Annotated in this window: 25 protein-coding genes; 20 read left to right on the top strand and 5 right to left on the bottom strand. The window is 67.8% G+C overall.

The window, feature by feature from the left end; genetic code table 11:
- Nucleotides 1-47: 47 nt before the first annotated feature.
- A complete protein-coding gene (locus tag V9K99_RS27310) occupies nt 48-671 on the bottom strand; it encodes a sigma-70 family RNA polymerase sigma factor (RefSeq protein WP_337323974.1) in 624 nt (207 codons plus the stop codon).
- 189 nt (nt 672-860) lie between these two features.
- Between V9K99_RS27310 and V9K99_RS27305 the strand changes: the two genes are divergently transcribed.
- The 4 genes from V9K99_RS27305 to V9K99_RS27290 all read left to right on the top strand — a co-directional run bounded on the left by V9K99_RS27305 (nt 861) and on the right by V9K99_RS27290 (nt 4,543).
- A complete protein-coding gene (locus tag V9K99_RS27305; RefSeq protein WP_337323975.1) occupies nt 861-1,412 on the top strand; it encodes a GNAT family N-acetyltransferase in 552 nt (183 codons plus the stop codon).
- 100 nt (nt 1,413-1,512) lie between these two features.
- Nucleotides 1,513-3,246, top strand: a complete 1,734-nt coding sequence (locus tag V9K99_RS27300; RefSeq protein WP_337323976.1) for an L-aspartate oxidase — start codon at nt 1,513-1,515, stop codon at nt 3,244-3,246.
- Nucleotides 3,247-3,274: 28 nt separating this feature from the next.
- Entirely contained in the window at nt 3,275-3,784 is a 510-nt protein-coding gene (locus V9K99_RS27295) for an AAA family ATPase (RefSeq protein ID WP_337323977.1), read from the top strand.
- Nucleotides 3,785-3,862: 78 nt separating this feature from the next.
- Nucleotides 3,863-4,543 (top strand): glycosyl hydrolase, encoded by a 681-nt coding sequence (locus tag V9K99_RS27290; RefSeq protein ID WP_337323978.1) that lies wholly within the window; start codon nt 3,863-3,865, stop codon nt 4,541-4,543.
- Here V9K99_RS27290 and V9K99_RS27285 read toward each other — a convergent pair.
- The gene (locus tag V9K99_RS27285) at nt 4,519-5,169 is read right to left on the bottom strand and encodes a hypothetical protein (protein WP_337323979.1); all 651 of its coding nucleotides are present in this window, start codon (nt 5,167-5,169) and stop codon (nt 4,519-4,521) included. The genes V9K99_RS27290 and V9K99_RS27285 overlap by 25 nt on opposite strands.
- A 73-nt stretch (nt 5,170-5,242) precedes the next feature.
- Here V9K99_RS27285 and V9K99_RS27280 point away from each other — a divergent pair, with 73 nt between their 5' ends.
- The 4 genes from V9K99_RS27280 to V9K99_RS27265 all read left to right on the top strand — a co-directional run bounded on the left by V9K99_RS27280 (nt 5,243) and on the right by V9K99_RS27265 (nt 8,013).
- Complete coding sequence (locus V9K99_RS27280) at nt 5,243-5,932, top strand: Crp/Fnr family transcriptional regulator (protein ID WP_337323980.1); 690 nt, start codon at nt 5,243-5,245, stop codon at nt 5,930-5,932.
- Between the two features lie 112 nt (nt 5,933-6,044).
- Complete coding sequence (locus V9K99_RS27275; RefSeq protein WP_337323981.1) at nt 6,045-6,938, top strand: N-acyl homoserine lactonase family protein; 894 nt, start codon at nt 6,045-6,047, stop codon at nt 6,936-6,938.
- Entirely contained in the window at nt 6,935-7,363 is a 429-nt protein-coding gene (locus tag V9K99_RS27270) for an SRPBCC family protein (RefSeq protein ID WP_337323982.1), read from the top strand. The genes V9K99_RS27275 and V9K99_RS27270 overlap by 4 nt, the downstream gene beginning before the upstream one ends.
- 224 nt (nt 7,364-7,587) lie before the next feature.
- Entirely contained in the window at nt 7,588-8,013 is a 426-nt protein-coding gene (locus V9K99_RS27265) for a hypothetical protein (RefSeq protein ID WP_337323983.1), read from the top strand.
- Here the strand turns inward: V9K99_RS27265 and V9K99_RS27260 are convergent.
- The 3 genes from V9K99_RS27260 to V9K99_RS27250 form a co-directional block, all read right to left on the bottom strand.
- Complete coding sequence (locus tag V9K99_RS27260) at nt 8,006-8,431, bottom strand: DUF1801 domain-containing protein (RefSeq protein ID WP_337323984.1); 426 nt, start codon at nt 8,429-8,431, stop codon at nt 8,006-8,008. The two genes, V9K99_RS27265 and V9K99_RS27260, sit on opposite strands and share 8 nt — an antisense overlap.
- Before the next feature lie 216 nt (nt 8,432-8,647).
- Nucleotides 8,648-10,597: a heparinase II/III domain-containing protein gene (locus tag V9K99_RS27255; RefSeq protein ID WP_337323985.1), complete on the bottom strand. Its 1,950-nt coding sequence runs from the start codon at nt 10,595-10,597 to the stop codon at nt 8,648-8,650.
- A gap of 87 nt (nt 10,598-10,684) precedes the next feature.
- Nucleotides 10,685-12,373 carry a sigma-54-dependent Fis family transcriptional regulator gene (locus V9K99_RS27250; RefSeq protein WP_337323986.1) on the bottom strand — a complete coding sequence of 563 codons (1,689 nt, stop codon included), beginning with the start codon at nt 12,371-12,373 and terminating at the stop codon, nt 10,685-10,687.
- 186 nt (nt 12,374-12,559) lie between these two features.
- On the opposite strand from V9K99_RS27250, the gene V9K99_RS27245 reads away from it, so the two are divergent.
- The 12 genes from V9K99_RS27245 to V9K99_RS27190 all read left to right on the top strand — a co-directional run bounded on the left by V9K99_RS27245 (nt 12,560) and on the right by V9K99_RS27190 (nt 25,108).
- On the top strand, nt 12,560-14,194 hold the full coding sequence (locus V9K99_RS27245; protein WP_337323987.1) for a hypothetical protein: 1,635 nt from the start codon (nt 12,560-12,562) through the stop codon (nt 14,192-14,194).
- An 85-nt stretch (nt 14,195-14,279) separates the two neighbouring features.
- Nucleotides 14,280-15,320, top strand: a complete 1,041-nt coding sequence (locus tag V9K99_RS27240) for a 2Fe-2S iron-sulfur cluster-binding protein (protein WP_337323988.1) — start codon at nt 14,280-14,282, stop codon at nt 15,318-15,320.
- A 1-nt stretch (nt 15,321) separates the two neighbouring features.
- The gene (locus tag V9K99_RS27235) at nt 15,322-16,419 is read left to right on the top strand and encodes an aromatic/alkene monooxygenase hydroxylase subunit beta (protein ID WP_337323989.1); all 1,098 of its coding nucleotides are present in this window, start codon (nt 15,322-15,324) and stop codon (nt 16,417-16,419) included.
- 2 nt (nt 16,420-16,421) lie between these two features.
- Complete coding sequence (gene mimD, locus V9K99_RS27230) at nt 16,422-16,757, top strand: propane 2-monooxygenase effector subunit MimD (RefSeq protein WP_337324162.1); 336 nt, start codon at nt 16,422-16,424, stop codon at nt 16,755-16,757.
- 88 nt (nt 16,758-16,845) lie between these two features.
- Nucleotides 16,846-17,877 (top strand): amidohydrolase family protein, encoded by a 1,032-nt coding sequence (locus tag V9K99_RS27225; RefSeq protein WP_337323990.1) that lies wholly within the window; start codon nt 16,846-16,848, stop codon nt 17,875-17,877.
- Nucleotides 17,874-18,599: an iron-sulfur cluster assembly protein gene (locus tag V9K99_RS27220; RefSeq protein WP_337323991.1), complete on the top strand. Its 726-nt coding sequence runs from the start codon at nt 17,874-17,876 to the stop codon at nt 18,597-18,599. Before V9K99_RS27225 ends, V9K99_RS27220 begins: the two co-directional genes overlap by 4 nt.
- On the top strand, nt 18,596-19,621 hold the full coding sequence (locus tag V9K99_RS27215; protein ID WP_337323992.1) for an NAD(P)-dependent alcohol dehydrogenase: 1,026 nt from the start codon (nt 18,596-18,598) through the stop codon (nt 19,619-19,621). The genes V9K99_RS27220 and V9K99_RS27215 overlap by 4 nt, the downstream gene beginning before the upstream one ends.
- A 19-nt stretch (nt 19,622-19,640) precedes the next feature.
- Nucleotides 19,641-21,290, top strand: coding sequence for a chaperonin GroEL (gene groL, locus V9K99_RS27210; protein ID WP_337323993.1), 1,650 nt, complete (start codon nt 19,641-19,643; stop codon nt 21,288-21,290).
- A gap of 3 nt (nt 21,291-21,293) precedes the next feature.
- Complete coding sequence (locus tag V9K99_RS27205) at nt 21,294-21,524, top strand: FeoA family protein (protein ID WP_337323994.1); 231 nt, start codon at nt 21,294-21,296, stop codon at nt 21,522-21,524.
- Entirely contained in the window at nt 21,521-23,455 is a 1,935-nt protein-coding gene (gene feoB, locus V9K99_RS27200; RefSeq protein ID WP_337323995.1) for a ferrous iron transporter B, read from the top strand. Before V9K99_RS27205 ends, feoB begins: the two co-directional genes overlap by 4 nt.
- Entirely contained in the window at nt 23,452-23,778 is a 327-nt protein-coding gene (locus tag V9K99_RS27195; protein WP_337323996.1) for an ArsR/SmtB family transcription factor, read from the top strand. Before feoB ends, V9K99_RS27195 begins: the two co-directional genes overlap by 4 nt.
- A 58-nt stretch (nt 23,779-23,836) precedes the next feature.
- The gene (locus V9K99_RS27190) at nt 23,837-25,108 is read left to right on the top strand and encodes a hypothetical protein (protein WP_337323997.1); all 1,272 of its coding nucleotides are present in this window, start codon (nt 23,837-23,839) and stop codon (nt 25,106-25,108) included.
- The last annotated feature ends 111 nt before the right edge of the window (nt 25,109-25,219 follow it).

The following is a 25,219-nucleotide window of genomic DNA, read 5'->3' as shown; positions in this document are numbered from 1 at the left end:
AGAGGCTAGAGCCGGGACGCCGAGCGGCGATAGCAGTTTGGGGCGCGTCAGGCAGCCTGTTCTGCCAGCTCCGCGGTCAGGAACTCCTCGAGATCGGCGAGTTCGCCGGCCCGCGAGGCCGAGACCAAGGCGTGTACGAGCCGGCTGTGTGCGGCGGGGCTGTACGGACGGCAGCGGTCGGAGGACAGCCGGTCCCGGGCTCGCTTCACGAGCTGCCTCGCGTTGGGCGCCCCGATCCGCAGCATCTCGGCGATCTGCCGATACGGGTAGTCGAAGCCTTCGCGCAGTACGTAGGTAGCCCGTTCGGCGGGGGACAGCCGTTCCAGCAGCATCCGGGCGGCGAGGTCGATGCCCTCGTCCCGTTCGGCCTGGAGCTCCGGGTCCGTGGCGTCGACGGCGTTCTGCTCAGGTAGCCAGGAGCCGAGGTACACCTCGTGCCGGCGCCGGGCGCACCGGACGAGGTTGATGGACAGCCGGGTGGTCGTGGTGGCGAGGAAGGCCGCGGGGTCGACGACGACGGTCCGGTCGGTGCGCTGCCAGCGAAGCCACACGTCCTGGACGATGTCCTCCGCCTCGGGCGCGTTGCCGACGATCCGGTACGCGATCCCGAACAGGCGTGGACGGACGACGACGAAGACCGAGGCAGCGTGATCCAAGGTGTGCGTGCTCATGGTTCTGCTCCTCTGATCGATCCCCCGGGTGACACTCCCCACCGTCGCCGCCGGATCGTGGTCGCCGCGCCCTGGAAGTCCGTAGTCGGATCCGTGGTCTCACCACGGCCCCGTGGCCGCCGACAGGTGTCACAGAAGCCGGGGCCACCCGGTCATAGCCGGTGTCAGTCCCCAGCCGCGGAGGATCGGATGAAGCCGACTATCGAGACCGAGCGACTGCTGATCAGGCCCTGGCGTGACACCGACGCCTCGGACGCGTTGGTGATCTACGGTGACGAGCACGTGACCCGGTGGCTCACCCCGGCGATGACCTGGGTGCCGAACGTGCTGTCGATGCGCGACGTACTGCACCGCTGGAAGGCGCAGGACGTGGGACCGGCGAGTCACTGGGCGGTCGAGTCGCGCGACACCCACCGCGTGATCGGCGGAGTGGCTCTGCTTCGGTTGGAGCCCTGGGAAGACCTGGAGATCGGCTGGCAGCTCGCCCGTACGGCGTGGGGACACGGCTACGCGGCAGAGGCAGGAGCGGCTCTGGCCGACTGGTCGATGCACCATGCCGATGTCGAAGAACTGTTCGCCCTGGTCAGCCCGACGAATGCCCGTGCGGCCGGTACCGCCAAGCGGATCGGGATGGAGCTGATCGGCGAGACGAACCAGTACCACGGCCGGCACCTGAACCTCTACCGCCTGCGCCACTACGACCTGGCCTACCACGCAGACGCTGCGGCAGCAGGCCAGTGAGACGTGACAGACAGGTGGGTTGTGACCGGAGTGACAGTCACAGAAGGGTGCGCTGCGTTGTCCTAGGGGTGAGACCACGCGACGAGTCAAAGGAGACTTGATGAAGACCACCGAGCAGCAGATCGCCACCTCCGTCCTGGTGATCGGAACCGGTGGAGGGGGGCTGCGGGCCGCGATCGAACTGGCCGAGCAGGGGGTCGAGGTGCTTGCTCTGGGCAAACGACCTCGCTCGGACGCGCACACCTCGCTGGCCGCCGGCGGGATCAACGCCGCACTCGCCACGATGGACCCCGACGACAGCTGGCAGCAGCACGCCGCCGACACCCTGCAGGAGAGCTACCTGCTCGCGAATCCGGACACGGTCCGCATCGTCACCGAGGGCGCGGCGCGGGGCATCGAGGATCTCGAGCGCTACGGGATGCCGTTCGCCCGGGAGGCGGACGGGCGGATCTCGCAGCGATTCTTCGGCGCTCACACCTATCGCCGTACGGCGTTTGCGGGCGACTACACCGGGTTGGAGATCCAGCGGACGCTGATCAACCGCGCGGTCCAGTTGGGCGTCCCGATCCTGGACACGGTCTACGTGACGCGCCTCCTGGTCCGGGACAACACCGTGTTCGGCGCGTACGGGTTCGACCTGACCACCGGGCGGCGCTATGTCATCCACGCCGACGCGGTGATCCTGGCCGCAGGCGGTCATACCCGGATCTGGCGTCGTACGTCGTCCCGGCGGGACGAGAACACCGGCGACTCGTTCCGGCTGGCGGTGCTGGCCGGCGGCCGGATCCGTGACCCGGAGCTGGTCCAGTTCCACCCGTCCGGCCTGATCGAACCCGAGAACGCGGCCGGGACCCTGGTGTCCGAAGCGGCCCGCGGCGAAGGCGGTCAGCTGCGGAACGCGCTGGGGGAGCGGTTCATGGCCCGGTACGACGCCGAGCGGATGGAGCTGTCGACCAGGGACCGGGTCGCGTTGGCGGCGTACACGGAGATCAAGGAAGGCCGCGGTACGCCGAACGGCGGGGTCTGGCTGGACGTGTCGCACCTCCCGCGGGAGACGATCATGCGCCGGCTGCCGCGGGTCTACCAGACGCTGCTCGAACTCCAGATGCTCGACATCACCAAGCAGCCGATCGAGATTGCACCGACCGCGCACTACTCGATGGGTGGAGTGTGGGTGCGCCCCGAGGACCACGGGACCGATGTCGAGGGGCTGTATGCGATCGGGGAGGCGGCCAGTGGTTTGCATGGCGCGAACCGGCTGGGCGGCAACTCGCTGATCGAGCTGCTCGTGTTCGGCCGGATCGTGGCGGAGGAGGCGGCGAAGTACTCGATCGGCCGGCAGTCGCAGGAACGGTCGGTGGAGGCGGTCGCCGAGGCGCGGGCGGAGGTGGACGCGCTGCTGGCGAATGACGGTGAGGAGAACGTGCGGGCTTTGCAGCGTGCGCTCCGCGACACGATGACGAACCGGGCGGGTGTGGTCCGCGACGAGGCCGGTTTGCTGGCCGGCATCGCCGAGCTCGCGGAGATCGAGGAGCGGATGGCGCAGATGGGCGTCCACCCCGACATCGCCGGATTCCAGGACCTGGCGCACGCGTTCGACCTGAAGTCCTCGGCGCTGGCCGCGCGGGCAACCCTCGACGCGGCCCTCGAACGCCGCGAAACCCGAGGCTGCCACAACCGCTCCGACTACCCCGACCTCGACGAGTCCCTCCAGGTCAACCTGGTGTGGTCGGGCCCAGGCGCAGTCGAACACGAGCCGATCCCCCCGATCCCCGAAGACCTCCGCAAGCTCATGCGCGACGACATCACCACAGAAGGAAAACTCGTCGAGTAACCCCACTGCGGTAGCTACCATCGGCCGGATGACGCCTGCTCTCGTGCTGTCCGGCCCGCCCGGGGTCGGCAAGACCACCATCGGCTGGCGAGTCTTCACCCGCTGCACCGACCTCGGGCAGAACCCTGCGTTCGTCGACCTCGACCTCCTCGGCGCCGCCTGGCCGGCTCCGGACGACGACCCGCACCAGTCGCGGCTGAAGGCGGCCAACTTGGCGGTGGTGTGGTCGAACTACCGAGCCGTCGGCAGCCGGCGGCTCATCATCGCGGGCGTGGTGGAGAACTCGGGTGAGCGGCTTCAGTTGGAGGAGGCGACGGGTGGCCCGGTGGTGATCTGCCGGCTTGACGCCTCGGACGACGTACTCGCGCAGCGCATCGAAGATCGTGGGCGAGAGGGCGGCGACGACTTGGAGCAGCTCGTCGCGCGGGCGGCTGAGTTGTCCGCTCAGCTTGTTGCTCAGGATGTGAGTGACTTCTCGGTCGGCACGGCTGGGCGTGGTGTTGATGACGTTGCTGGCGAGGTGCTCGCTCGCTGGTGACCGGTAGTGGTCAGGGGCGTTGACCTTGGGGTGGGGGTCGGGATGGGGTGGGGGGACCGAGACTGCGGAGGTCGGGCTGTGCCGACGGTGGACGACGTACGACGGGGGTTTCGGGTACCGCCTGCCGAGGGGCGGGCGATGATGCGGTGGTGGTGGTTCGGGCCGTCGGTGGATCGGCGGGAGCTCGAGCGGCAGTTGAAGGTGATGGCTGCGGCTGGGTTGGGTGGGGTCGAGGTCGCGTTCGTCTATCCGATGAGCTCGGTCGACGCGCCGTTCGGTTCCGACAAGTTCCTGCAGGACGTCGGGTTCGCGGCCCGGACCGCACGAGAGCTGGGGCTGCGGTTCGATCTGACCCTGGGCAGCGGCTGGTCGTTCGGCGGCGGCCACATCGGACCGGAGTTGGCCGCCCGTCGGCTGAGCTGGGACCGCCGCGAGATCGGTGCCGAAGGGTACGACGTACCAGTGGTCGAGGCCTGGCCCGGGGACGACGTGATCGCGGCGTTCGTGGGTGAGGGATCGGCCGGTGTGCCCACGTCGTACGACGAAGTTGCCGTGAGCAACGGGACGATCCGGGTACCGCCGGGGACCGGGCCGCGCGAGGTGCTGATCGCGTCGTCGCGGCTGACCGGGCAGAACGTGAAGCGGGCCGCGGCGGGTGCCGAAGGGCCCGTGCTCGACCACGCCGCAGATACGGTCAGCTCCGGCCTCTTCAAACCACCGACTATCGTCCTTCGTCAACTGGGGAAGCGCGGTTCGTAGCTGCGGGAAACCTTGTGCACCGCGTGGAGGCCGAGGAACCCGAGCACGATCGCGGTCGCGACCGCGGTGGTGGCGGCGACGACCGTGCGCAGCGTGTCCCCAGCCCCGGCGGCCTCGCAGACAAAGGCAGCCAGTACGCCGGTGACGACGGCGTTGATGATGCCGACGACGACGGGTGATCCGGACATCCAGTGCGTCACCCCGATCCGGCGGCGGAAGCTGTACGTCGTCCAGATTCCGGGCGGGTCGTCGTGATGGCTCGCGATGAAGTACGGCTCGAGTTCCGGTGCGAGCTCGACATAGGCGTGCCGCAGCCGATTCATGCCGATGATCAGCCAGGTGTCCTCGATATCGGCCTCGACCAGCCGGAAGAACGTCCCGAACCCGACCAGCAGAGCAACCGGCAACACCAGCAACGCAAACGTCCGGAAGCCTGGCCCGAACCCGGTCGCGTTGGCCACCAGCGAGAGCGCGACAACGCACGCCGAGAGCACCGTCAAATACGTCCCGGTCCGGCTGAAGATCTCCTGCCACGTCATGCTCCGCGTCGCCAGCAAACTCCAGTGCTCGGTCGCCAGCAACTGCGCATGAACCTTCCCGGCATCAACACCCTCAAGCTCTCCCATCCCCCGAGTGTGACCGCCATCACACCCTCACGCCAGCCAGGCCACGACTGCCGGCATGGGAGATGCTGGGCCGGTGGCGGATGCAGATGTCGTGGCAGCTGTGGCCGGTAGCTGTCTTGGGGGGTTGTCGTCCGAGCTGACCGGTCGGTTGCTCGCGGGCGGTGATCGGATCGATTACCCGGCGGGCAGCACGATCTATCGGGAGGGTTCGTCACCTCGGGCGTTGCTGGTTGTCCATGGACTGATCCGGGTCTACATGTCGTCGCCCGAGGGTCGGCAGGTGACGGTTCGCTACGTTCGCGGCCGCGGCGTACTCGGCATCGCCACCCTCGTCGGAGGGCCGGCGGACGTCAGCGTCCAGACGCTGGCCCCTTCGACCGTGTTTCGGTTCGACGCCGCGATGTTGACTGCCGAGGCGCGCTCCGACAGTCGTGTCGCGTGGACGATGGCCGAGGAGGTGGGCCGCCTGCTGTACGAGAGCCTGCAGCAGACCGCGATCAACGCCTTCGGCACAGTGCGACAGCGAGTCGCCGGCCACCTGCTGGACCTGGCCTCTGCTCAGCAGGGCCCCCAAGACGATCTCGTCGCCCGCGTAACCCAGCAGGAGCTCGCCGACGCCGTCGGATCCGTCCGCGAGGTGGTGGCCCGAGTACTACGAGACTTCCGCCTCGCACACCTGGTCGCGACCTCGCCCGACAGCGTCCGGATCCTCGACCCGACCGGACTCCACGACCAATGCTGGAACCCGGCCGCCGAGGCGTGACCCCGGTCACTCGAGCCCCCCACAAAAGTCACAGACACCCCGCGACCGCAGGCCAAGACTGAAGCCCTCGGGCCCGAATCCCTCGGGCCGCACAAGCATTCGAGGAGCGCACATGTCCACCGCAGCGACCACGTCGCAGGCCCGCGGCGGAACCGCAGACCCGGTCAAGGCCGTGTCGGTCATCAGTACCGGCAGAGTCGAGATCCACCCCGAACACGCCTTCGGCTCGAGGAAGCCGCTCTACTGGTGGCTGCTCACCTCCCGCCGCTGGTTGCCTCCCCGGCCGATCAATGTCTATGTCATCGAACACGCGAACGGGCTGGTCCTCTTCGACACCGGCCAGGACCGTGCCTCGGTCACCGACGACTCGTACTTCCCCGGCGGGCTCCCCGGAATCGTCTATGACCGGCTGGCCAAGTTCCACATCGGCGAGGACGAGACCCTCGACGCCCAGCTGGGCACCCTCGGGTACGGCGCCGGCGACGTCGACACCGCGGTCATCTCCCACCTGCACCAGGACCACATCGGCGGGATCCGCCAGCTCAGGGGCGCCGACCTGCTGATCACCCCGGCGGAATGGGCGCAGCTGAAGGGCTTCTCGCCCGAGTCCCGCGGTTTCCTGCGCGCGCACATCGACGTACCCGGCACGCGGTGGAAGCACGTGACCTTCGACCGCACCACGGACCCCGCGCTGGCACCGTTCACCGAGTCACTCGACCTCATGGGCGACGGCTCGCTCGTCCTGCTCCCGACACCCGGTCACACGCCCGGCTCGGTCTCGCTCCTCGTACGGCGACGCACCCTGCCGCCGCTCCTGCTGGTCGGCGACCTCACCTACGAGGCCGCACTACTCGAACGCCGGCAGCTTCCCGGTGTCGGCGACCGCGACGAGCTCGCCAGGACGACCGACCAGGTCGTCGCCCTCACCGACCGACTGTCCGGTCTGATCGTCCTCCCGGCCCACGATCCGACCGCCGTACGACGCTTGCTGGAGAGCTCCCGATGAAGTTCACCAACACGATCACCATCGACCGTCCGCTCTCGCAGGTGTTCGCCTATCTGGCCGACCTCGAGAACCTGCCGCGGTGGAACTACGCGATCGGCGCGACCCGCAAGATCACCGCCGGTCCGGTCGACGTCGGCTCGCGCTACCTGCAGACCCGCACGATTCCTGTTCACACTGAGGAACAACTGGAGATCATCGAGTTCGAGCCCGATCACAGGCTCACCATCCGTGGTTCGCTGAACTCCCTTCCCGCGCAGGTCACCTACACACTCCGCGCAGAGGAAGGCGCCACCTTTCTCACCAACACCGTCGACCTGCAGCCACCACGTCACCTGAAACTGGTGGCACCCGTCGCCACGCTGCGGATCAAATCCGCAGTCGCCGCGAACCTCGCCGTACTCAAGCGCACCCTGGAGCAGGCATGACGGCCTCCGCGGGAGTCGCTCACGTCGCTGACAGGGCAGTGCCGGTACGTCGAACAAGCGGGCGGCAACTCGAGTTGGCTGCAGATCACCGGCGGCGACTTCCTGCCTGAAGGCTCGTCATCGCTCGGGCTGCATGTCGTGGACTACAACCTCGCGCTCGGTGACCTGAAGGCGCTGCTTGCCGCCCAGACGGCCGCGTGGTTGAGGTGATCTAGGGTGGGAGCGTGGAAGGCGAGCTGAGTTGGCGCGAGAAGCGGCGGGAGGCGTCGGCCGCGCATGCGGCTGCGCTCGAACAGCGCAAGGCCGCCGAGACGGCACAGGCCCGCGCGATGCTGGCTGAGTTCGTTCAGAAGCTGAAGGCGCAAGGCATCGAGCCCCAGCCGCTGCGGGCACCCGTCATGGGATCGGGCGCGAGCTACCGGACCAACGTCATCGGCTGGTACCTCCGCCGCAACCGATCACTGGGCACCGACTCGGACGGCAACTTCTACATCCTCGCCACCCCGGCCAGCGCCAGAGCCCGCCTCCTCGGCGTCCGGATTCTCCCCTCCGACCCGCCCCTGATCGTCGGCCAAGGTGCGCGCGACGGCGAGTCCATCCCGATGAAGGAGCTACTGGCCCTCCGCCTGGAAGAGGTCGCGCTCAGCTGACGGTGCGGATCGCGGCCGCGATGAGGTCGCGTAGGGCCGGCCGGCGTACGTCGTCGGGGGTGGTGATCTTGAGGCTGCGCATGCTGAGAGTGCCACTGACCTGGCGACCACTGGACGTGGGGAGAAGGCCATCGGGGTCGGCGAGTTCGCCACCGCGGTAGAAGCCGAGGGTGACGTGGTTCTTGAACGGCATCAGGTAGGCGAACTGCTCGGTGAACTTCTTCGGCCCGGTACCCCAGCCGACGGAGCCCTGCTTCTTCCAGACCACCTCGACGGTCCCGGGCAGGACGTCGTACACGAGCCCGCGTACGGCGCGGGCCAGCAACTGCACGTTCTCGCTCGACCCGGCGATGACCGCCTCGAAGTCCGTGTCGTCGCCAGGCCCGGAACGATTCACCACTCCTGCGGCTTCAGCCATGCCAGGAGTCTGTCAGATCGGTCGGCGTGACTCGGGCTGGGTCAGCTCACCAGAGTGTGGGTTCGCCTACCGGGTTCTGGTTGGCTAACCCACCTTCTCGTGGGTTGGCCCACCCCCGGGCGGTTCGCCGGTACGGCAGCCGGCCGGCAAGCGCCGGCGTGGTTGGGGTGGGGCCTTGTCCGGTCCGCGGGTGGGTAGCTGACACGGTCGCAACCCTCAGCGGATTCGGGTTAGGCGGCCGTTTTCGGTGAGGCGGATGGTGGTTTTTTGGGTGCCGATGGTGAGGTCGATGAAGAACATGCCGGCCTGGGTTCGGGTGGTGTAGGTGACGTGTTCGGTCGAGGTGGTGGGGATGACGGCGGAGAGGATGGTGGCGGTGGGGGCGGTGCGGTTGAACTTGACGACCGGGGCCGGTTGGCGGTCGAAGATGGTGGGGTAGTACCAGCCTTGGACCGGGTTGGCTTTGCCTTGCTCCACGGTGGTGGCGTCGGCGGGAAGCTCTTGCCGGTAAGGGATCTGGAGCAGGTGGGTCTTGGTGGCGTCGCCGGGTTTGGCGGCGACCGCGGTGGTTGCCGACTGCACCGTCACCTTCTGGTCGGCTGGTAGGTGCCACAGCGTCTCGTACCGTTGCGCGGTGGCCGACTGTCCGCGGTCCAAGGTGATGATGAGGTCGGGATCCTTGAGGACCAGGACGTCCCGGGTCCGCTCCACTCCCTCGACCGGTGTGTCGGCGAGGGAGTAGTACTCGGAGGTCGGTGCGATGGCCGCGCTGACCAGCCGCGTCTCCGCTCCGGTGGCTTTGCCGGCCGGGATGCTCATCACGTTGTGCGCCAGTTGACTCTTGGTCCAGGCCTGCCACTCGTCTTCCTTGTATCCGGAGTGGCCCGGGTCGATCAGGATGTCCCGGCCGTGCGAGGTGTAGGTGATCGAGGTGTGGTCCTCGTGACCGTGGTACCGGCGTCCTGGACCGAACCTGATGCTGTACGACGATTCGCCGACGAACGGCCTGTCCTCGCCCCATCCGGTCCGGCCGAAGATGTAGCCGGCGTCGAACACCGCGGTTCGCCGGGGCGGCACTTTCCCCTTCCGCCCGAGGGTGGCGGCGTACTCCAAGGATGTTCCGTGGACGACGTCGGGCTTCTGGCGGATCGCGTCGCCGACCTGGGGGAGTTGGCCGGTGGACGTGGTGGCGAGGGCGAGCCATTCCGCCAGCGCGCGGCGTCGTTCGTCGATGACAGGACCCGGATTCGCGCCGCAGCGCTGCAGTGCGGTGGTCGCCCGGCCCCACAGTTGGTAGTTGAACATCGCGTACCCGACCGACTGCTCGTTCGTCGAGCCCTGCGGGTCGATCGCGGTGGTGATGGCTTCGGTCAGCCGCTGTACGGCGAGGTCCTTCAACTCACCGCGGCCGAGAGTGCAGCCGACTCCGAACAGCGCGATGCTCTCGTCCGTGCCGTGGTTGGACGGCCCGCCGAAGTTCTCGACCATGAACCTCGCGTGATCGAGCAGCGCCTGGTCGAGCCACGCGTACTGCGCTGGGAGTTGGCGGACCCGCAGACCCGACAGCACGGCTTGACGGGCACAGATCAGCACGTTGGTGCGGTGCATCGTCGACTCCCACGCACCGATGTCGCCTTTCCACGAATACGGGTTGTCCCGGACCCAGTCCTGGATGATCGACATCACGTGCGTCAACGCCGGGCGGTTGCCCTTCCCGCCGGCCACGATGCCCTGTCCGAGCCAGCGCAGCGAGTGCAGCCACATGTACCAACTCGGCTTGCTGTACGGATCCGACCGCCACCGGATGTCGCCGGAGCCGTCGCCGACCCGGTACGGCGGATCGTCACCCCAGGCAAACGTGTCCCGCAGCAGCGCGGGCAAGGGGACCTTCGCGTCGATCCCGCTGAACCCGGAACACTGATACGTCCCGGTCCGCGCCACCGGCTTCGAGGCGGATGTACTCGGCGTCGGCATCGTGGTGGATGGGGTCACCACGCTCGGGCTCGGCGAGACCGAACCAGGCACAGTCGCGGCAACACTGCGATCCCGCGCGCTCGGCATCAGCACGGTGACCGCGCCGGCGAACGCAACGGCACACACCACCAGGCAGACCACAGCCAGCCCGACGGTGTTCCTCGCCCGCGTGCCTCCCCGCGACGACGACAACAGTCCTCCCCCCACCCCGCCGTACAGATATATACCAGTACAACGGGTTCGGTCAGCCCCACGGTTGCATGCCTGGACCGAAAGGGGTCAGCTGAGGATGGCGTAGTCGCGGATCTTGCGGTAGATGGTGGCGCGGGACATGCCGAGGGCGCCGGCGGCCGCGGTCTTGTCGCCGTTGTGGGCGGCCAGGGCGCCGACGATGGCGTCGCGCTCGAGGGCTTCCATCCGGGTCAGGTGCCGGCGCGTGGTCGCGTGGCACTCGGCGGGAAGATCCTCCAGCTCCACGACTCCGGACCGGCGCCGCCGGGCCACGTCGGTGAGGACCGTCCGCAGATGGGTGACGTTGCCCGACCAGGGGAGTCGCATCAGCTGGTTGAGCGCCGCGGTGGACAGCGTCACGCCGGTGACACCGGCCCGGCCCAGCAGATGCCGGACGAGGGCCGGGACGTCCTCGAGGTGATGCCGCAACGGCGGTACGGCGACCGTCCGCGGGAAGAAGCTGAGCAGTTGGGTCCCGAGAGCGTCATCGTCGGGCTGTCCCGGAACCATCGTGAACGCGACCCAGGCATCCTGGCCGATCGAGCCGTCCCGGGCGGCCTGCAGCAGGTCCGCCAAACCGTGGATGACGTCACCGGACAGCAGGTGCGCGTGCCGGATGATCAGGTCCGCGCCGGACTCGAGCTCGCTGGTCGCGGCGGTGAGAAGCTCGTGATCACCGGCGTCGAGGACCGCCAGCCGCCGCGTCGGTGAGCAGTAGTCGTGCACGGCGTGCAGCAACGTGAGCTTGCCCGAGCCCGGCTCACCCTCGGCGACGAGCCATTCGGCCCGGCCGCAGGCATCCAGCACCTCATGGGTCGTATGCCGCCACACTGCACTGGTCCCGGCCATCCCCGGTACGGCGGGTACGCGAGTCCCAGCCCGCGGCGCCGATCGTTGTTCCCTGATCTGGATGACGCCGCCGGCCAGGGTGTCGCCGAGGAACGTCGGCTGGTACGCGAGCCGCGCGCTGATCCCGCTCGGCAGGTCGGCGATGAACGTGAGCGGTTTGGTCCCGCCCCGGGCGTCCCGGGTCCGATCGATCAGCGCGGCCTGATCGGCGGAGTCGAAATGCTGCTGAGCGTGCGCGTTGATCATGAAGACCTCGTCACCGAGGGCGATCACCGAGCCGCCGGTGTGCCGGCAGACCGCGTAGTAGTCGCTCAGGAGCGCCTGGTCCAGAGCGTTCGCCTCCTCGACGATCCGCTGCTGGATCCGCCGGGCCGCCAGCTTGGCGAACGACAACAGGATGGCGTTCGAGTTCCGGGCCTGGGTGGTGATGTCGAGGATGCCGAGCAGGGCGCCGGTGACCGGATGCGTGATCGGCGCTCCCGCGCAGGCGAAGGTGCGCAGGACGCCGGTGTAGTGCTCATCACCGAGCACCAGGATGGGGCCGCCGACCTCCAGCGCTGTACCGATGCCGTTGGTTCCGACCTCGGACTCGGCGTACCGGAAGCCGGGCGCCAGGTCGACCGAGTCGAGGCGCCGGATCAGCGACCGATCGCCGCCCCGGCGGTCCAGCACGATCCCCTTGGCGTCGGTCAGGATGATGCACACCGGCTCGTCGGTGAGCTCCGACGACAACGCGTCGATGACCGGCCGGGCGGCCCTGGTCAGAGTGGTGTCGAAGTCGATCCCGTCGAAGTACGCCGGGGCCGGCTGGTCGGTGTCGACCAGAGACGCCTGAGAGCGTTGCCACGACATCCGGATCGAGTTCCGGACCGGCAGGTCGGTGCCCATACACGCTCCCATCCGCTCGGCGAACCCTTCGACAGCGGAACACGATCAACGGTACTTCGCAAGCCTGTGACCGCCGTCTCACATTGAGACAGCAACCGGGGACCCGTACGGCTTTCATCTGTCCAACCAGTCCCGCCGTACCGCTGGAGCCGGCAGACGGCCGGTTCCCGACCCTGGAGGCAGACATTGAGCAGGCAGAGTCTCACCAAGGCGCATGCCAAGATCACCGAGCTGTCGTGGGAGCCCACCTTCGCGACGCCGGCGACCCGGTTCGGCACCGACTACACCTTTGAGAAGGCGCCGAAGAAGGACCCGCTGAAGCAGATCATGCGGTCCTACTTCCCGATGGAGGAGGAGAAGGACAACCGGGTGTACGGCGCCATGGACGGTGCCATCCGGGGAAACATGTTCCGCCAGGTCCAGCAGCGCTGGCTGGAGTGGCAGAAGCTGTTCCTCAGCATCATCCCGTTCCCGGAGATCTCCGCGGCCCGGGCGATGCCGATGGCGATCGACGCCGTCCCGAACCCGGAGATCCACAACGGGCTCGCGGTGCAGATGATCGACGAGGTCCGGCACTCGACGATCCAGATGAACCTGAAGAAGCTGTACATGAACAACTACATCGACCCGGCCGGGTTCGACATGACCGAGAAGGCGTTCGCGAACAACTACGCGGGCACCATCGGCCGGCAGTTCGGTGAGGGGTTCATCACCGGTGACGCGATCACCGCCGCGAACATCTACCTGACCGTGGTGGCCGAGACCGCCTTCACGAACACGCTGTTCGTGGCGATGCCGGACGAGGCCGCGGCCAACGGCGACTACCTGCTGCCGACGGTCTTCCACTCGGTCCAGTCCGACGAGTCGCGGCACATCAGCAACGGCTATTCGATCCTGCTGATGGCGCTGGCCGACGAACGCAACCGGCCGCTGCTCGAGCGCGACCTGCGCTACGCCTGGTGGAACAACCACTGTGTCGTGGACGCGGCCATCGGCACGTTCATCGAGTACGGCACCAAGGACCGTCGCAAGGACCGTGAGAGCTATGCGGAGATGTGGCGCCGCTGGATCTACGACGACTACTACCGCAGCTACCTGCTGCCGCTGGAGAAGTACGGGCTCACCATCCCGCACGACCTGGTGGAGGAGGCCTGGAAGCGGATCGTGGACAAGGGCTACGTGCACGAGGTGGCGCGGTTCTTCGCGACCGGCTGGCCGGTGAACTACTGGCGGATCGACGCGATGACCGACAAGGACTTCGAGTGGTTCGAGGACAAGTACCCCGGCTGGTACTCGAAGTACGGCAAGTGGTGGGAGAACTACAACCGCCTCGCCTACCCGGGCCGGAACAAGCCGATCGCGTTCGAGGACGTCGGCTACCAGTACCCGCACCGGTGCTGGACCTGTATGGTGCCGGCCCTTATCCGTGAGGACATGGTGGTCGAGAAGGTCGACGACCAGTGGCGGACGTACTGCTCGGAGACCTGCTACTGGACGGACGCGGTCGCGTTCCGCAGTGAGTACGACGGTCGCCCGACACCGAACATGGGCCGGCTGACCGGCTTCCGCGAGTGGGAGACGCTGCACCACGGCAAGGACCTGGCCGACATCGTCCAGGACCTCGGGTATGTCCGGGACGACGGCAAGACCCTGATCGGCCAGCCGCACCTGGACCTGGACGACCCGAAGAAGATGTGGACCCTCGACGACGTCCGCGGCAACACGTTCAACAGCCCGAACGTGCTGCTGAACCAGATGTCCGACGCCGAGCGCGAGGCGCACGTCGCGGCCTACCGGGCGAACGGCACCAAGGTCGCCTGAGCCCGACCCCACCGAACCGGCTGGTGGCGCCGCGGGGATGAGCGTCGCCACCAGCCGCTACCACCCATCGCCTGAGGAGGGCCTGGTGGCCGACATTCACCGCATTCAGTTCGAGCCGGTCGGCATCGAGATGGAGGTCGGCGAGGACGAGAAGATCCTCGACGCGGCGTTCCGGCAGGGCATCCACCTGATGCACGGCTGTCGCGAAGGGCAGTGCTCGGCGTGCAAGTCGTACGTACTCGACGGCGAGATCCAGATGGAGCGCTACTCGACCTTCGCCTGCAACGACGCCGAGGTCGCGGAGGGCTATGTCCTGCTCTGCAAGTCGCACGCGTTCAGCGACTGCACGATCGAGTTGCTCAACTTCGACGAGGACGAGCTGCTCGGCGGCGTCCCGATCCGCACCGTCACCACCCGGGTGGCGGCGATCCAGCCGGTGACCCGGGACATCGTCTCGCTGCGACTGAAGCCGGCCGAGCCGTTCGAGTTCAAACCGGGGCAGTACGCCGATCTCACCATCCCGGGGACCGACGAGCACCGGTCGTTCTCGATGGCGACGACCCCGTCGGCGCCGGACGGGCTCGAGTTCCTGATCAAGAAGTACCCGGGCGGCCGGTTCTCCGGTCTGCTCGACGACGGCCTGGCCGTCGGTGACGAGTTGGCCCTGACCGGCCCGTACGGATCCTTCACGCTCAAGGACGGGCACGTGCTGCCGGTGGTCTGCATCGGCGGGGGAGCGGGGATGGCGCCCATCCTGTCGCTCCTGCGGCACCTCAGCGAGACCGGCAGCACCCGGCCGGTCCGGTTCTACTACGGCGCCCGGACGGCGGCCGACCTCTTCTACCTCGACAGCATCCGGGATCTCGGAGCGGCCCTCACCGACTTCGAGTTCATCGCGTGCCTGTCGGAGTCGGTGGAAGGGGCCGACGGCATCGAGGTTGAGGCGGGCAACGTCACCGACGTGGTCGAGCGCCGGGAAGCACACCTCGGCCGATGCGAGGCCTACCTGTGTGGTCCGCCGCCGATGGTCGACGCCGCACTCGCCCTGCTCGAGACACACGCCGTACCGAAGGACCAGGTCTTCTACGACAAGTTCACCAGCCCAGCGACTACCGATGGAGTCTGAGATGGCGCAAACGAAGCAACGCAGTTTCCCGCGGATCGAGTTCACCGACTCGGAGGCCGGGGCGCTGGAGTTCCCGAGCTCCAAGAGCCGGACCTACAACTACTACAAGCCGGCCAAGCTGCGGGCGACGATGTACGAGGACGTCACCGTCGACGTCCAGCCGGATCCCGACCGGCACCTGAGCCAGGGCTGGATCTACGGCTTCGGCGACGGCCCCGGCGGCTACCCGAAGGAGTGGACGGCGGCGAAGTCGTCCAACTGGCACGCGTTCCTCGACCCGAACGAGGAATGGGACCAGACGATCTACCGGAACAACTCGGCGGTCGTCCGCCAGGTCGACCTGTGCCTGCAGAACGCCAAGCGGGCCCGGGCGTACGACGGCTGGAACGTGGCCTGGCTGAAGTTCATCGAGCGCAACCTCGGCGCCTGGATGCACGCCGAGAACGGTCTCGGCCTGCACGTCTTCACGGCGGTCCAGCGGTCCGGCCCGACGAACATGATCAACACCGCGGTCGCGGTGAACGCGGCGCACAAGATGCGGTTCGCCCAGGACCTCGCGCTGTTCAACCTCGATCTGTCCGAGGCCGACGTACAGTTCGACGGCTCGGCGCACAAGGAGGTCTGGAAGGACGCGCCCGAGTGGCAGCCGACCCGCGAGGTGGTCGAGCGGCTGACCGCCGTCGGCGACTGGTGCGAGCTGCTGTTCGCCACCAACGTCGTCTTCGAGCAGCTGGTCGGATCGCTGTTCCGGAGCGAGCTGGTGATGCAGATCGCCGCCCGCAACGGGGACTACATCACCCCGACCATCGTCGGCACCGGTGAGCACGACTACGACCGCGATCTCGCCTACACCCGCAACCTGTTCCGGTTGCTGACCCGCGACGAGCAATACGGCGAGACCAACAAGGTGCTGTTCGGGGAATGGATGGCGACGTGGGTGCCGCGCTGCCTCGCCGCCGCGCAGGCGCTGCAGCCGATCTGGTCGCAGCCGGCCGACAAGGCGGTCACGTTCGCGGCCAGCTTCGACGCGGCCAAGCAGAAGTTCCGTTCGCTGCTCGACGAGCTCGGGCTCGACATTCCGAAGGAGCTGGACCAGTGACGATGCAGTTCGGATCCGAGACCGCGTTCTCGAACAAGTGCGGCGTGACCCTGATGAACACGCCGGTCGGCCGGGTGGTCGCGAACGTGATGGGCGCCAAGGACGGCGTCGAGCTGACCGAGTACCCGTCGATGATCCGGGTCGACGGCGTCGGCCTGCTCGACTTCGACTACGCCGAGCTGACCGACGCGCTCGGCTCGGAGTTCGACGGGTCGGTGTTCGAGGAGATCAGCTCCACCCACTACGGCCGGATGGTCCACCTCGACGACAAGACCATCCTGTTCGCCAGTCCCGAGGATGCCGCCGAGTACATCGGCTTCGACCTGACCGCGCACTAGCAGCACCCCACGCCGCCCCGGTCCGGTGGCACGGCGGCTCCCGGACCGGGGCTCATCCCGATCAGCCTGAAGACAAAGCGAGGACGTCATGTACGAGAAGAACGGTGAGAAGTACTACGTGGTCGACGCACACGTGCACATCTGGGACGGCCGCGAGTCGAACCTGAAGAACGTGCACGGCAAGCAGTTCATCGACTGCTTCTACGACTACCACAAGAACCTCAGCCCGGAAGAGGTCGTCTGGGACTACGACACCTACACGTACTACGGCGGCCAGCGGCTGATGAAGGACCTCTTCGAGGAGGGGTACGTCGACCACGCGATCTTCCAGGCCACACTGCTCAGCGACTTCTACAAGAACGGGTTCGGCCAGACCGAGGAGGCGTTCGGCCTGGCCAGCGAGCACCCGGACAAGCTGACCTACAACCACGCCTACGATCCGCGGTACGGCGAGGCCGGCCTGGAACAACTCCGCCGGGACGCCGACCGGATGCAGCTCAAGGGCGTGAAGCTCTACACCGCCGAGTGGCACGGTGACTCGCGCGGTTACAAGCTCGACGACCCGTGGTCGCGCCGGTACCTGGAGGAGTGCCTGAAGCTCGGCATCACCAACATCCACGTGCACAAGGGCCCGACGATCCGCCCGCTGGACCGGGACGCGTTCGACGTCGCGGACATCGACAAGGTCGCGACCGACTACCTCGACCTGAACTTCATCGTCGAGCACGTCGGCCTGCCGCGGCTCGAGGACTTCTGCTGGATCGCCACCCAGGAGTCCAACGTGTACGGCGGTCTCGCGGTCGCGATGCCGTTCATCCACACCCGGCCGCGGTACTTCGCCCAGATCATCGGCGAGCTGCTCTACTGGATCGGCGAGGACAAGATCTTCTTCGCCAGCGACTACGCGCTCTGGACGCCGAAGTGGCTGATCGAGCAGTTCGTCGACTTCCAGATTCCCGCGGACATGACCGAGTACGCGCCGATCACGACCGCGCAGAAGAAGAAGATCCTCGGTCTCAACGCGGCAGCGATGTACAACCTCAACGTACCGGCCGACCTGCGTCTCCCGACCGAAGCCGGCGACACCTCCGTTGAGGTGGCCGCCGGCGCACGCTCATGACCGCCGTCGCAACCTCGTTGGTGGACGAGGTCCTGACTGCCCTGGCGACGGTCATGGATCCCGAGCTGGACGAGCCGATCACCGAGCTGGGATTCGTCCGGTCGATCCGTCTGGACAACACCGGAGTGACCGTTCACCTCAGGCTGCCGACGTCGTTCTGCTCGCCCAACTTCGCCTACCTGATGGCGTCGGACGCTCAGGACGCGTTGCGGCGAGTGGAGGGTCTCGGACGGATCGTGGTCCAGCTCGATGATCACCACGACTCGGAGAAGATCAACGCCGGGCTGGCCGCGGATGCCGGGTACGTCGGCACGTTCGGCGTCGAGGCGGAGACCAGCCTGGAGGAACTGCGCTCGATCTTCTTCCGCAAAGCACACACCGCGGCGATGGAACGCTGTGCCGCTCAAGTGCTACGAGATCGGGACCTGACGGATCTGCACCTGCTGACCCTCGCGGACCTACCGGAAGGCCCGGCCAAGCAAGCGCTGCTGCGCCGTCGCTCCGCCATCGGTCTGAGCGTCGACCCCGGCGAGCCGGTCGTCGTCGACGAGAACGGCGGCCCGCTCGCACCGGAGGCCGTCCCGCTGCGGCTGCGGTTCGCCAAGGCCGTCCGCATCTCGATCGAGGGCAACGCCCACTTCTGCCGCGGACTCTTGGCCACCAGGTACGCCGACGCCGACGACATGTCCATCCGAGTCACGAATCTGAGGAGCACACCATGAGAGCGGTCCAGGTGGTCGGCTACCACACGAAGCTGCAGCTCACCGACGTACCAGAGCCTGTTGTTCAAGGCCCGCTCGATGTGATCGTCCGGATCGGTGGCGCGGGCGTCTGCCGGACCGATCTCCACATTCTCGAGGGGCAGTGGGCGGAGAAGACCGGCGTCGCGCTGCCGTACACGATCGGCCACGAGAACGCCGGTTGGGTGCACGTCGTCGGCGACGCGGTCACGAACGTGAAGGTCGGAGACAAGGTCATCCTGCACCCGCTGATCACCTGCGGTCTGTGCCGTGCCTGCCGCTTCGGTGACGACGTGCACTGCGAGAACAGCCAGTTCCCGGGCATCGACACGAACGGCGGGTACGCCGAATACCTGCGAACCACCGCCCGCAGCGTGGTCCGGATCGACGACAACCTCGAACCCGCCGACGTCGCGGCGCTGGCCGACGCCGGCCTGACGGCCTACCACGCGGCCGCGAAAGCAGCGCGCGCCACCCGGCCCGGCGATGTCTGCGTGATCATCGGAGCCGGCGGTCTCGGCCACATCGGCATCCAGGTGCTGAAGGCGATCTCGGCCGCGACCCTCGTCGTGGTCGACCGCAACCCGGCCGCGGTCCAGCTCGCCGTGGAGATCGGCGCCGACCACGGCATCGTTGCCGATGGCACCCAAGTGGACCAGGTGCTGGAGCTGACCGGCGGCACCGGCGCGGAGGCCGTCATCGACTTCGTCGGCGAGGGCGGGGCCACCGCCGAGGGCGTGGCGATGCTGCGCCGGGCCGGCAACTACTACGTCGTCGGGTACGGCGAGAACATCGACGTACCGACGATCGACATCATCTCGACCGAGATCAACTTCATCGGCAACCTCGTCGGTTCCTACAACGACCTGCAGGAGCTGATGGTGCTCGCCGCGCAGGGCAAGGTCACCCTGCACACCACCAAATACCCGCTCGCTGACTTCCAGCAGGCGATCGACGACCTCGACGCGGGCAGAGTCCGCGGCCGGGCGATTCTCATCCCGTGACCCGAAAGGCGGTCTGATCATGGCCAAGGAACTGCGATTCAACGAGGAAGCGCGACGGTTGCTCGAGTCCGGGGTGAACGCCCTGGCCGACGCGATCAAGGTGACCCTGGGTCCGAAAGGGCGCAACGCCGTACTGGAGAAGCTGACCGGCCCGCCGACCATCACCAACGACGGGGTCACGATCGCGCGAGAGATCCAGCTGCGCGAGCCGTTCGCCAACATGGGCGCCCAGTTGGTCAAGGAAGTCGCGATGAAGACCAACGGCGTGGTCGGCGACGGGACCACGACGGCCACGGTGCTCGCCCAGGCGATGGTCCGGGAGGGCCTGCGGGCGGTCGACGCCGGCGCCAACCCGATGCGGGTACGGCGTGGGATCGAGCAGACCGTACCGGTCGTTGTGGAAACCCTGCGTTCCTGGGCGGCCGAGGTCGGCGGCAAGCAGGACCTGCGGCATATCGCGACGCTGGCGGCGAGCGACGACGAGGTGATCGGCGACGTGATCGCGGAGGCGGTCGAACGGGTCGGCCGCAACGGCATCGTCACGACCGAGGAATCCGACACGATCGGCCTGTCGGTCGAGGTGGTGGACGGGATCGAGTTCGACCACGGATACATCTCGATGTACATGGTCACGGATCGGGAGCGGATGGAGGCCGTCTACGAGAAGCCGGTCATCCTGCTCACCAACAAGAAGATCACCCAGGTCCAGGACATCATGCCGACCGTCGAGGTGGCCAAGCGCTCGGACCGGCCGCTGGTCGTGCTCGCCGAGGACGTTGACGGCCCGGCGCTGCAGCTGCTGGTCGGCGGCAACATGCACAACACCATGCGGTCGGTCGTGGTCCGGGCGCCCGGCTTCGGTCACCGCCGGCTCGCCGAGCTGGAGGACCTCGCCGTCGCCCTCGGCGGCCACGTGATCGCGAACGACACCGGCCTCGAGCTGGCCGAGGTCGCGCTCGACCACCTCGGATCGTGTGACCGGATCACGATCACCGAGAACGGTACGACGATCGTCGGCGGTCATGGCGATCCGCGGCTGGTCGAGGCCCGGCTGGCGCAGTTGGAGACGCAGTTCGAGCGGGCGAGGATCGACGCCGACCAGGACAACCTGCAGCTCCGGATGGCTCGACTGTCCGGGCGGGTGGCCGTGATCCGGGTCGGTGGCGCGACGAGTGTGGAGCTCAAGGAGCGGATGCTGCGGGTCGAGGACTCGCTGGCCGCCACCCGGGCCGCCCTCGAGGAAGGGGTCGTGGCCGGTGGAGGTACGGCGCTCGTCCAGGCACAGGAGGCGGTATCGCGGGTCGAGCTGACCGGTGACGACGCCGTCGGCCGGGAGGTGGTCCGGCGGGCGCTCTCCGAGCCGCTGCGGTGGATCGCGATCAACGCCGGCTACGACGGTGACGAGGTCGTCGCACGGGTCGCGAGTCTCCCGCTGGGGCACGGGTTCAACGCCCTGACCGGGCACTACGCGGACATGTCGGACGAGGGTGTCATCGACCCGCTCAAGGTCACCCGTGCGGCGCTGGAGAGCGCGGCGTCGATCGCGGCGCTGCTGATCACCACCGAGACCGCCGTCGTCGAGGAGGTCATCGGCCACCCCGGCGCGATCATGGCTCCCGGCTTCGGCGACCTGGCCGAGGGCATGGTCCGTCCCTCCAACATCTACTGAGCCATGACACTCGACCAGCTCCGACGCGGCGCCGGCGCAGTCATCACCGCGCTCGACAGCCACGGTGCCGAACGACGTCGGCTGATGGGCCTCGGGTTGCTACCCGGCAGCCAGGTCCTGGCCGACCTGACCAGTCCACTGGGCGATCCCACGGCGTACCTGGTCTGCGACAGTCTGATCGTCCTGCGCGCCTCCCAGGCCCGCGGCATTCATGTCGAACTGGTGACGGCATGAGTCACGACTGTGGGAGCTGTGCGCTGAATCCGGGCCGGCTGGAGGTGGTTGCCGGCGGCCACGACTTTGTCGTCGCGGTCGCCGGTAACCCGAACACCGGCAAGAGCACGGTGTTCAATTCCCTCACCGGGCTGCGGCAGCGGTCCGGCAACTGGCCGGGTACGACGGTCACGCGCGCCGAGGGCCTGTACTCGTACCAGGACCACAAGTACAAGGTGGTCGACCTCCCCGGTGTGTACTCGTTGCGGTCGGCCATCGGTGAGGAAGACGTCGCCCGTGACTACCTCGAGCACGGCGCACCTGATGTGACCGTCGTGGTGGTCGACGCGACCCGGCTGGAACGCAACCTCACTCTGGTTCTCCAGATCCTCCAGGTCACCACCCGGGTGGTGGTTGCGCTCAACCTGATCGACGAGGCCGAGCGACACGGGATCAACGTCGATACCCGCCACCTCGCGCGAGAGCTCGGCGTACCGGTGACCGCGATGGCGGCGCGGCGTGGACGTGGGATCGCGGAACTGCGGGAGTCGATCGACCTGGTGGCGCGGGGGAGTGTCGCGCCTCGAGGGCACCGGCTCCGGCTGGACGGTCTGTCGGAGGACGATGCCGTCGCGGCGTTGTTGTTCGCCGAGGCCGGCCGGATCGCCCGGCTCACGGTCGACGGGCGGCCGCGGTTGACCTTCGACCGGTTGCTCGATCGTGCGCTGACGCATCGGGTGCTGGGATTCGCGGTGATGGGGCTGTTGTTCTTCGGAGTCTTCTGGTTCACCATCACCGGCGCCGCCGTACCGTCCGACCTGCTGTACCGGCTGCTGGTGCAGGACGGGCATGCACTGGTCCGCGATCTGCTCGGTGGCGCACCGTGGTGGGTGACCGGGCTCGTTGCGGATGGCATCTATCTGGGCACGGCCTGGGTGATCGCGGTGATGCTGCCGCCGATGGCGATCTTCTTCCCGCTGTTCACCTTGCTGGAGGATTTCGGATACCTGCCGAGGGTGGCGTTCAACCTGGATCGACTGTTCGCCGCGGCCGGTGCCCATGGCAAGCAATCGCTGTCGATGATGATGGGCTACGGCTGCAACGCGGCCGGGGTGACCGCGACCAGGATCATCGACAGCCCGCGCGAGCGCATGATCGCGATCGTCACGAACAACTTCAGCATCTGCAACGGACGGTGGCCGACGCTGATCCTGATGGGCACGGTGTTCATCGGCACCCTCGTTCCCCCGGCCGCCGCGGGCCTCGTCGCAGCCGGCAGCGTCGTACTGGTCGCCGTACTCGGGATCGTCACCACTCTGGTCGTCTCGTGGGCTTTGTCGAAGACCGTCCTGCGGGGAAAGACATCGGTGTACTCGCTGGAGCTTCCGCCGTACCGGCCGCCGCAGATCCTGCGGACGATCTACACCAGCGTCATCGACCGCACCCTCAAGGTCCTCTGGCGCGCGATCGTGATGGCCGCCCCGGCCGGTGCGGTGATCTGGCTGATCGGCAACGTCACCCTCGGCGACGCGACCATCGCCGGGCACCTCGCCCACGGCCTCGATCCCTTGGGCCTCGCGCTCGGTCTCAACGGCATCGTGCTGCTCGCGTACGTCGTCGCGATCCCCGCCAACGAGATCATCATCCCGACCATCCTGATGCTGACGATGACGCTGGGCCCGCTCGAGTACGGCGCATCGAACGGCGTGATGCTGGATCTCGGCGATGCCGAGGCCGGCGCAGTCCTCGTCCAAGCCGGCGGATGGACGGTGCTGACAGCGGTCAACCTGATGCTCTTCAGCATGCTGCACAACCCCTGCAGTACGACGATCCTGACGATCTGGAAGGAGACCAGGAGCCTCAAGTGGACCGCCACCGCGACGTTGCTGCCGCTGGGACTGGCGTTCCTGGTGACCTTCTGCACCGCTCGCCTGGCCGGTGTGTTGCAATGATGACCGAGCCGACCAGACGGCAGCTGGACGCCGCGGGGCGAACCTTCGCCCTGCTGGTCGCGCCAGTGCGGCTACACCTCCTCTGGCTGGCCATCGACGGCGAGTACGACGTAGGCACGCTGGCGGACCGGGCCGGCGTCAGCATCACCACCGCAAGCCAGCACCTGGCCAAACTGCGCCTCGCCGGTCTCATCACGGCCCGCCGCGACGGCCGCCGCCAGATCTACACGGTCGACGACCCGCACGTCCTGACCCTGATCGAGCAGATCCTCGACCACATCGCCCCGGACGGCTCGCTGGCTCCCGATCCGCTCAGGGTCTGACCGCCCCCTGGCGCGGATAGTGTCTTGGTGGAGACAGCCGCGAACCCAGGAGGTGGACGTGAACGGAGGCGTGCCGACCGTCGTACTGGTCGTCATACTGCTGGTTACGGCCGGGATCGTCTGGGGCATCGTCGCGCTGGTGCGGCGGCAGCAGTACATCAAGTCGCTGCGGGATCGCGGCTGGACGTTCGTGAACAGCCCGACGTTCGACGCCGTGGCCCGGCTGGGCAATCCGCCGTTCGGGATCGGCTTCCGCCGTGTGCCCGATGATCAGATCATCGGGCACACCAGCCTCGGCCGGCCGTTCCAGGTGATCGAGTACAAGTCCGAACACTGGTCGGGCTGGGTCGGGATGGTCACGGTCTCCCGCCGACTGCCGGAGCTGTGGATCACCGGCGGCCAGACGCAGCCGCGGTTCGGCGTGGCGGCGACTGTGGTGCCGTCGCCGCCGCAGCTCGGGCCGGGGTGGCAGATCGGCGCTCTGGACCCGGCGTTTGCCGCGGCGCTGTTGACGCCGCAGGTGTGTGAGCGGCTGAGTGCGTTGGCCGCAGGTCAGCCCGGGGTGAATCTGAGCGTCGACGCCGACCAGGTGGTGGTGCTCGATCCGCCACGCAAGGACCCCGAGCTACTCGGCCCGTGGCTGGAGCAACTCGCCACCGTCGCCGCAGCGATCGACGCCGCGCCGCTGGATCCGTGGATCCAGCCCGAGCAGCCGCCGCGGATGACCTTCTACCGCCACCCGGACTGGTATTGGATCGGCGTCGACGACAGCCTGCTGCACGGCACGCCCGTGACTCAGTCCGGACATGACCACAGCACCAGCGAGGTGATCCGGGGCCGTGACGGTGACGGCCCGCCGTTCGTCGCGTTCACGCACCACTGGAAGACCACCCGGACCGAGACGTACACCGACAGCGAGGGCCGGACCCAGACCCGGACCGTGACCGAGAACCACAGCGAGGCGATCCTCGGGTTCCAGTTGCCGGCCCGGATGCCGTGGCTCCAGGTCGGCCGGCGGGGATTCGGCCGCGGGATCAGCTTCGAGAGTCAGGCGTTCAACGACCAGTTCGCGGTCAGCGCGCGGGACCAGAAGTTCGCGTACGACGTGATCCACCCGCGCCAGATGGAGTACCTGATGGCGAACCCGCCGGCGACGTTCCAGTTCGTCGACGACTGGGCCTGGTTCTCGGTCGGCGCGCACAACCAGCCGACGATCGCGCACAGCTCGCTGTTCCTGCGCGGTTTCCTGGCCCGGATCCCGCGCTTCGTCTGGCGCAACCTGGGTCTCGCGGACTCGCCGTACCCCGCACTCGAATCCGCTCCCCGCTAGGGCAGTCGCCGCCCGCCGGTGTGAGGTTCTCCAGGGTGGAGCATTGATCGCTGGAGGTTCGCCCACTGCTCGGGGCGAGGGGCGGCTGCTTGGGTGAGGCAACTCACCCCT

Origin of the sequence: Kribbella sp. CCNWLW201 (genome assembly GCF_037203805.1) — a bacterium.
Taxonomy (GTDB): domain Bacteria; phylum Actinomycetota; class Actinomycetes; order Propionibacteriales; family Kribbellaceae; genus Kribbella.
This window is presented reverse-complemented; position numbering and strand designations above follow the sequence as displayed.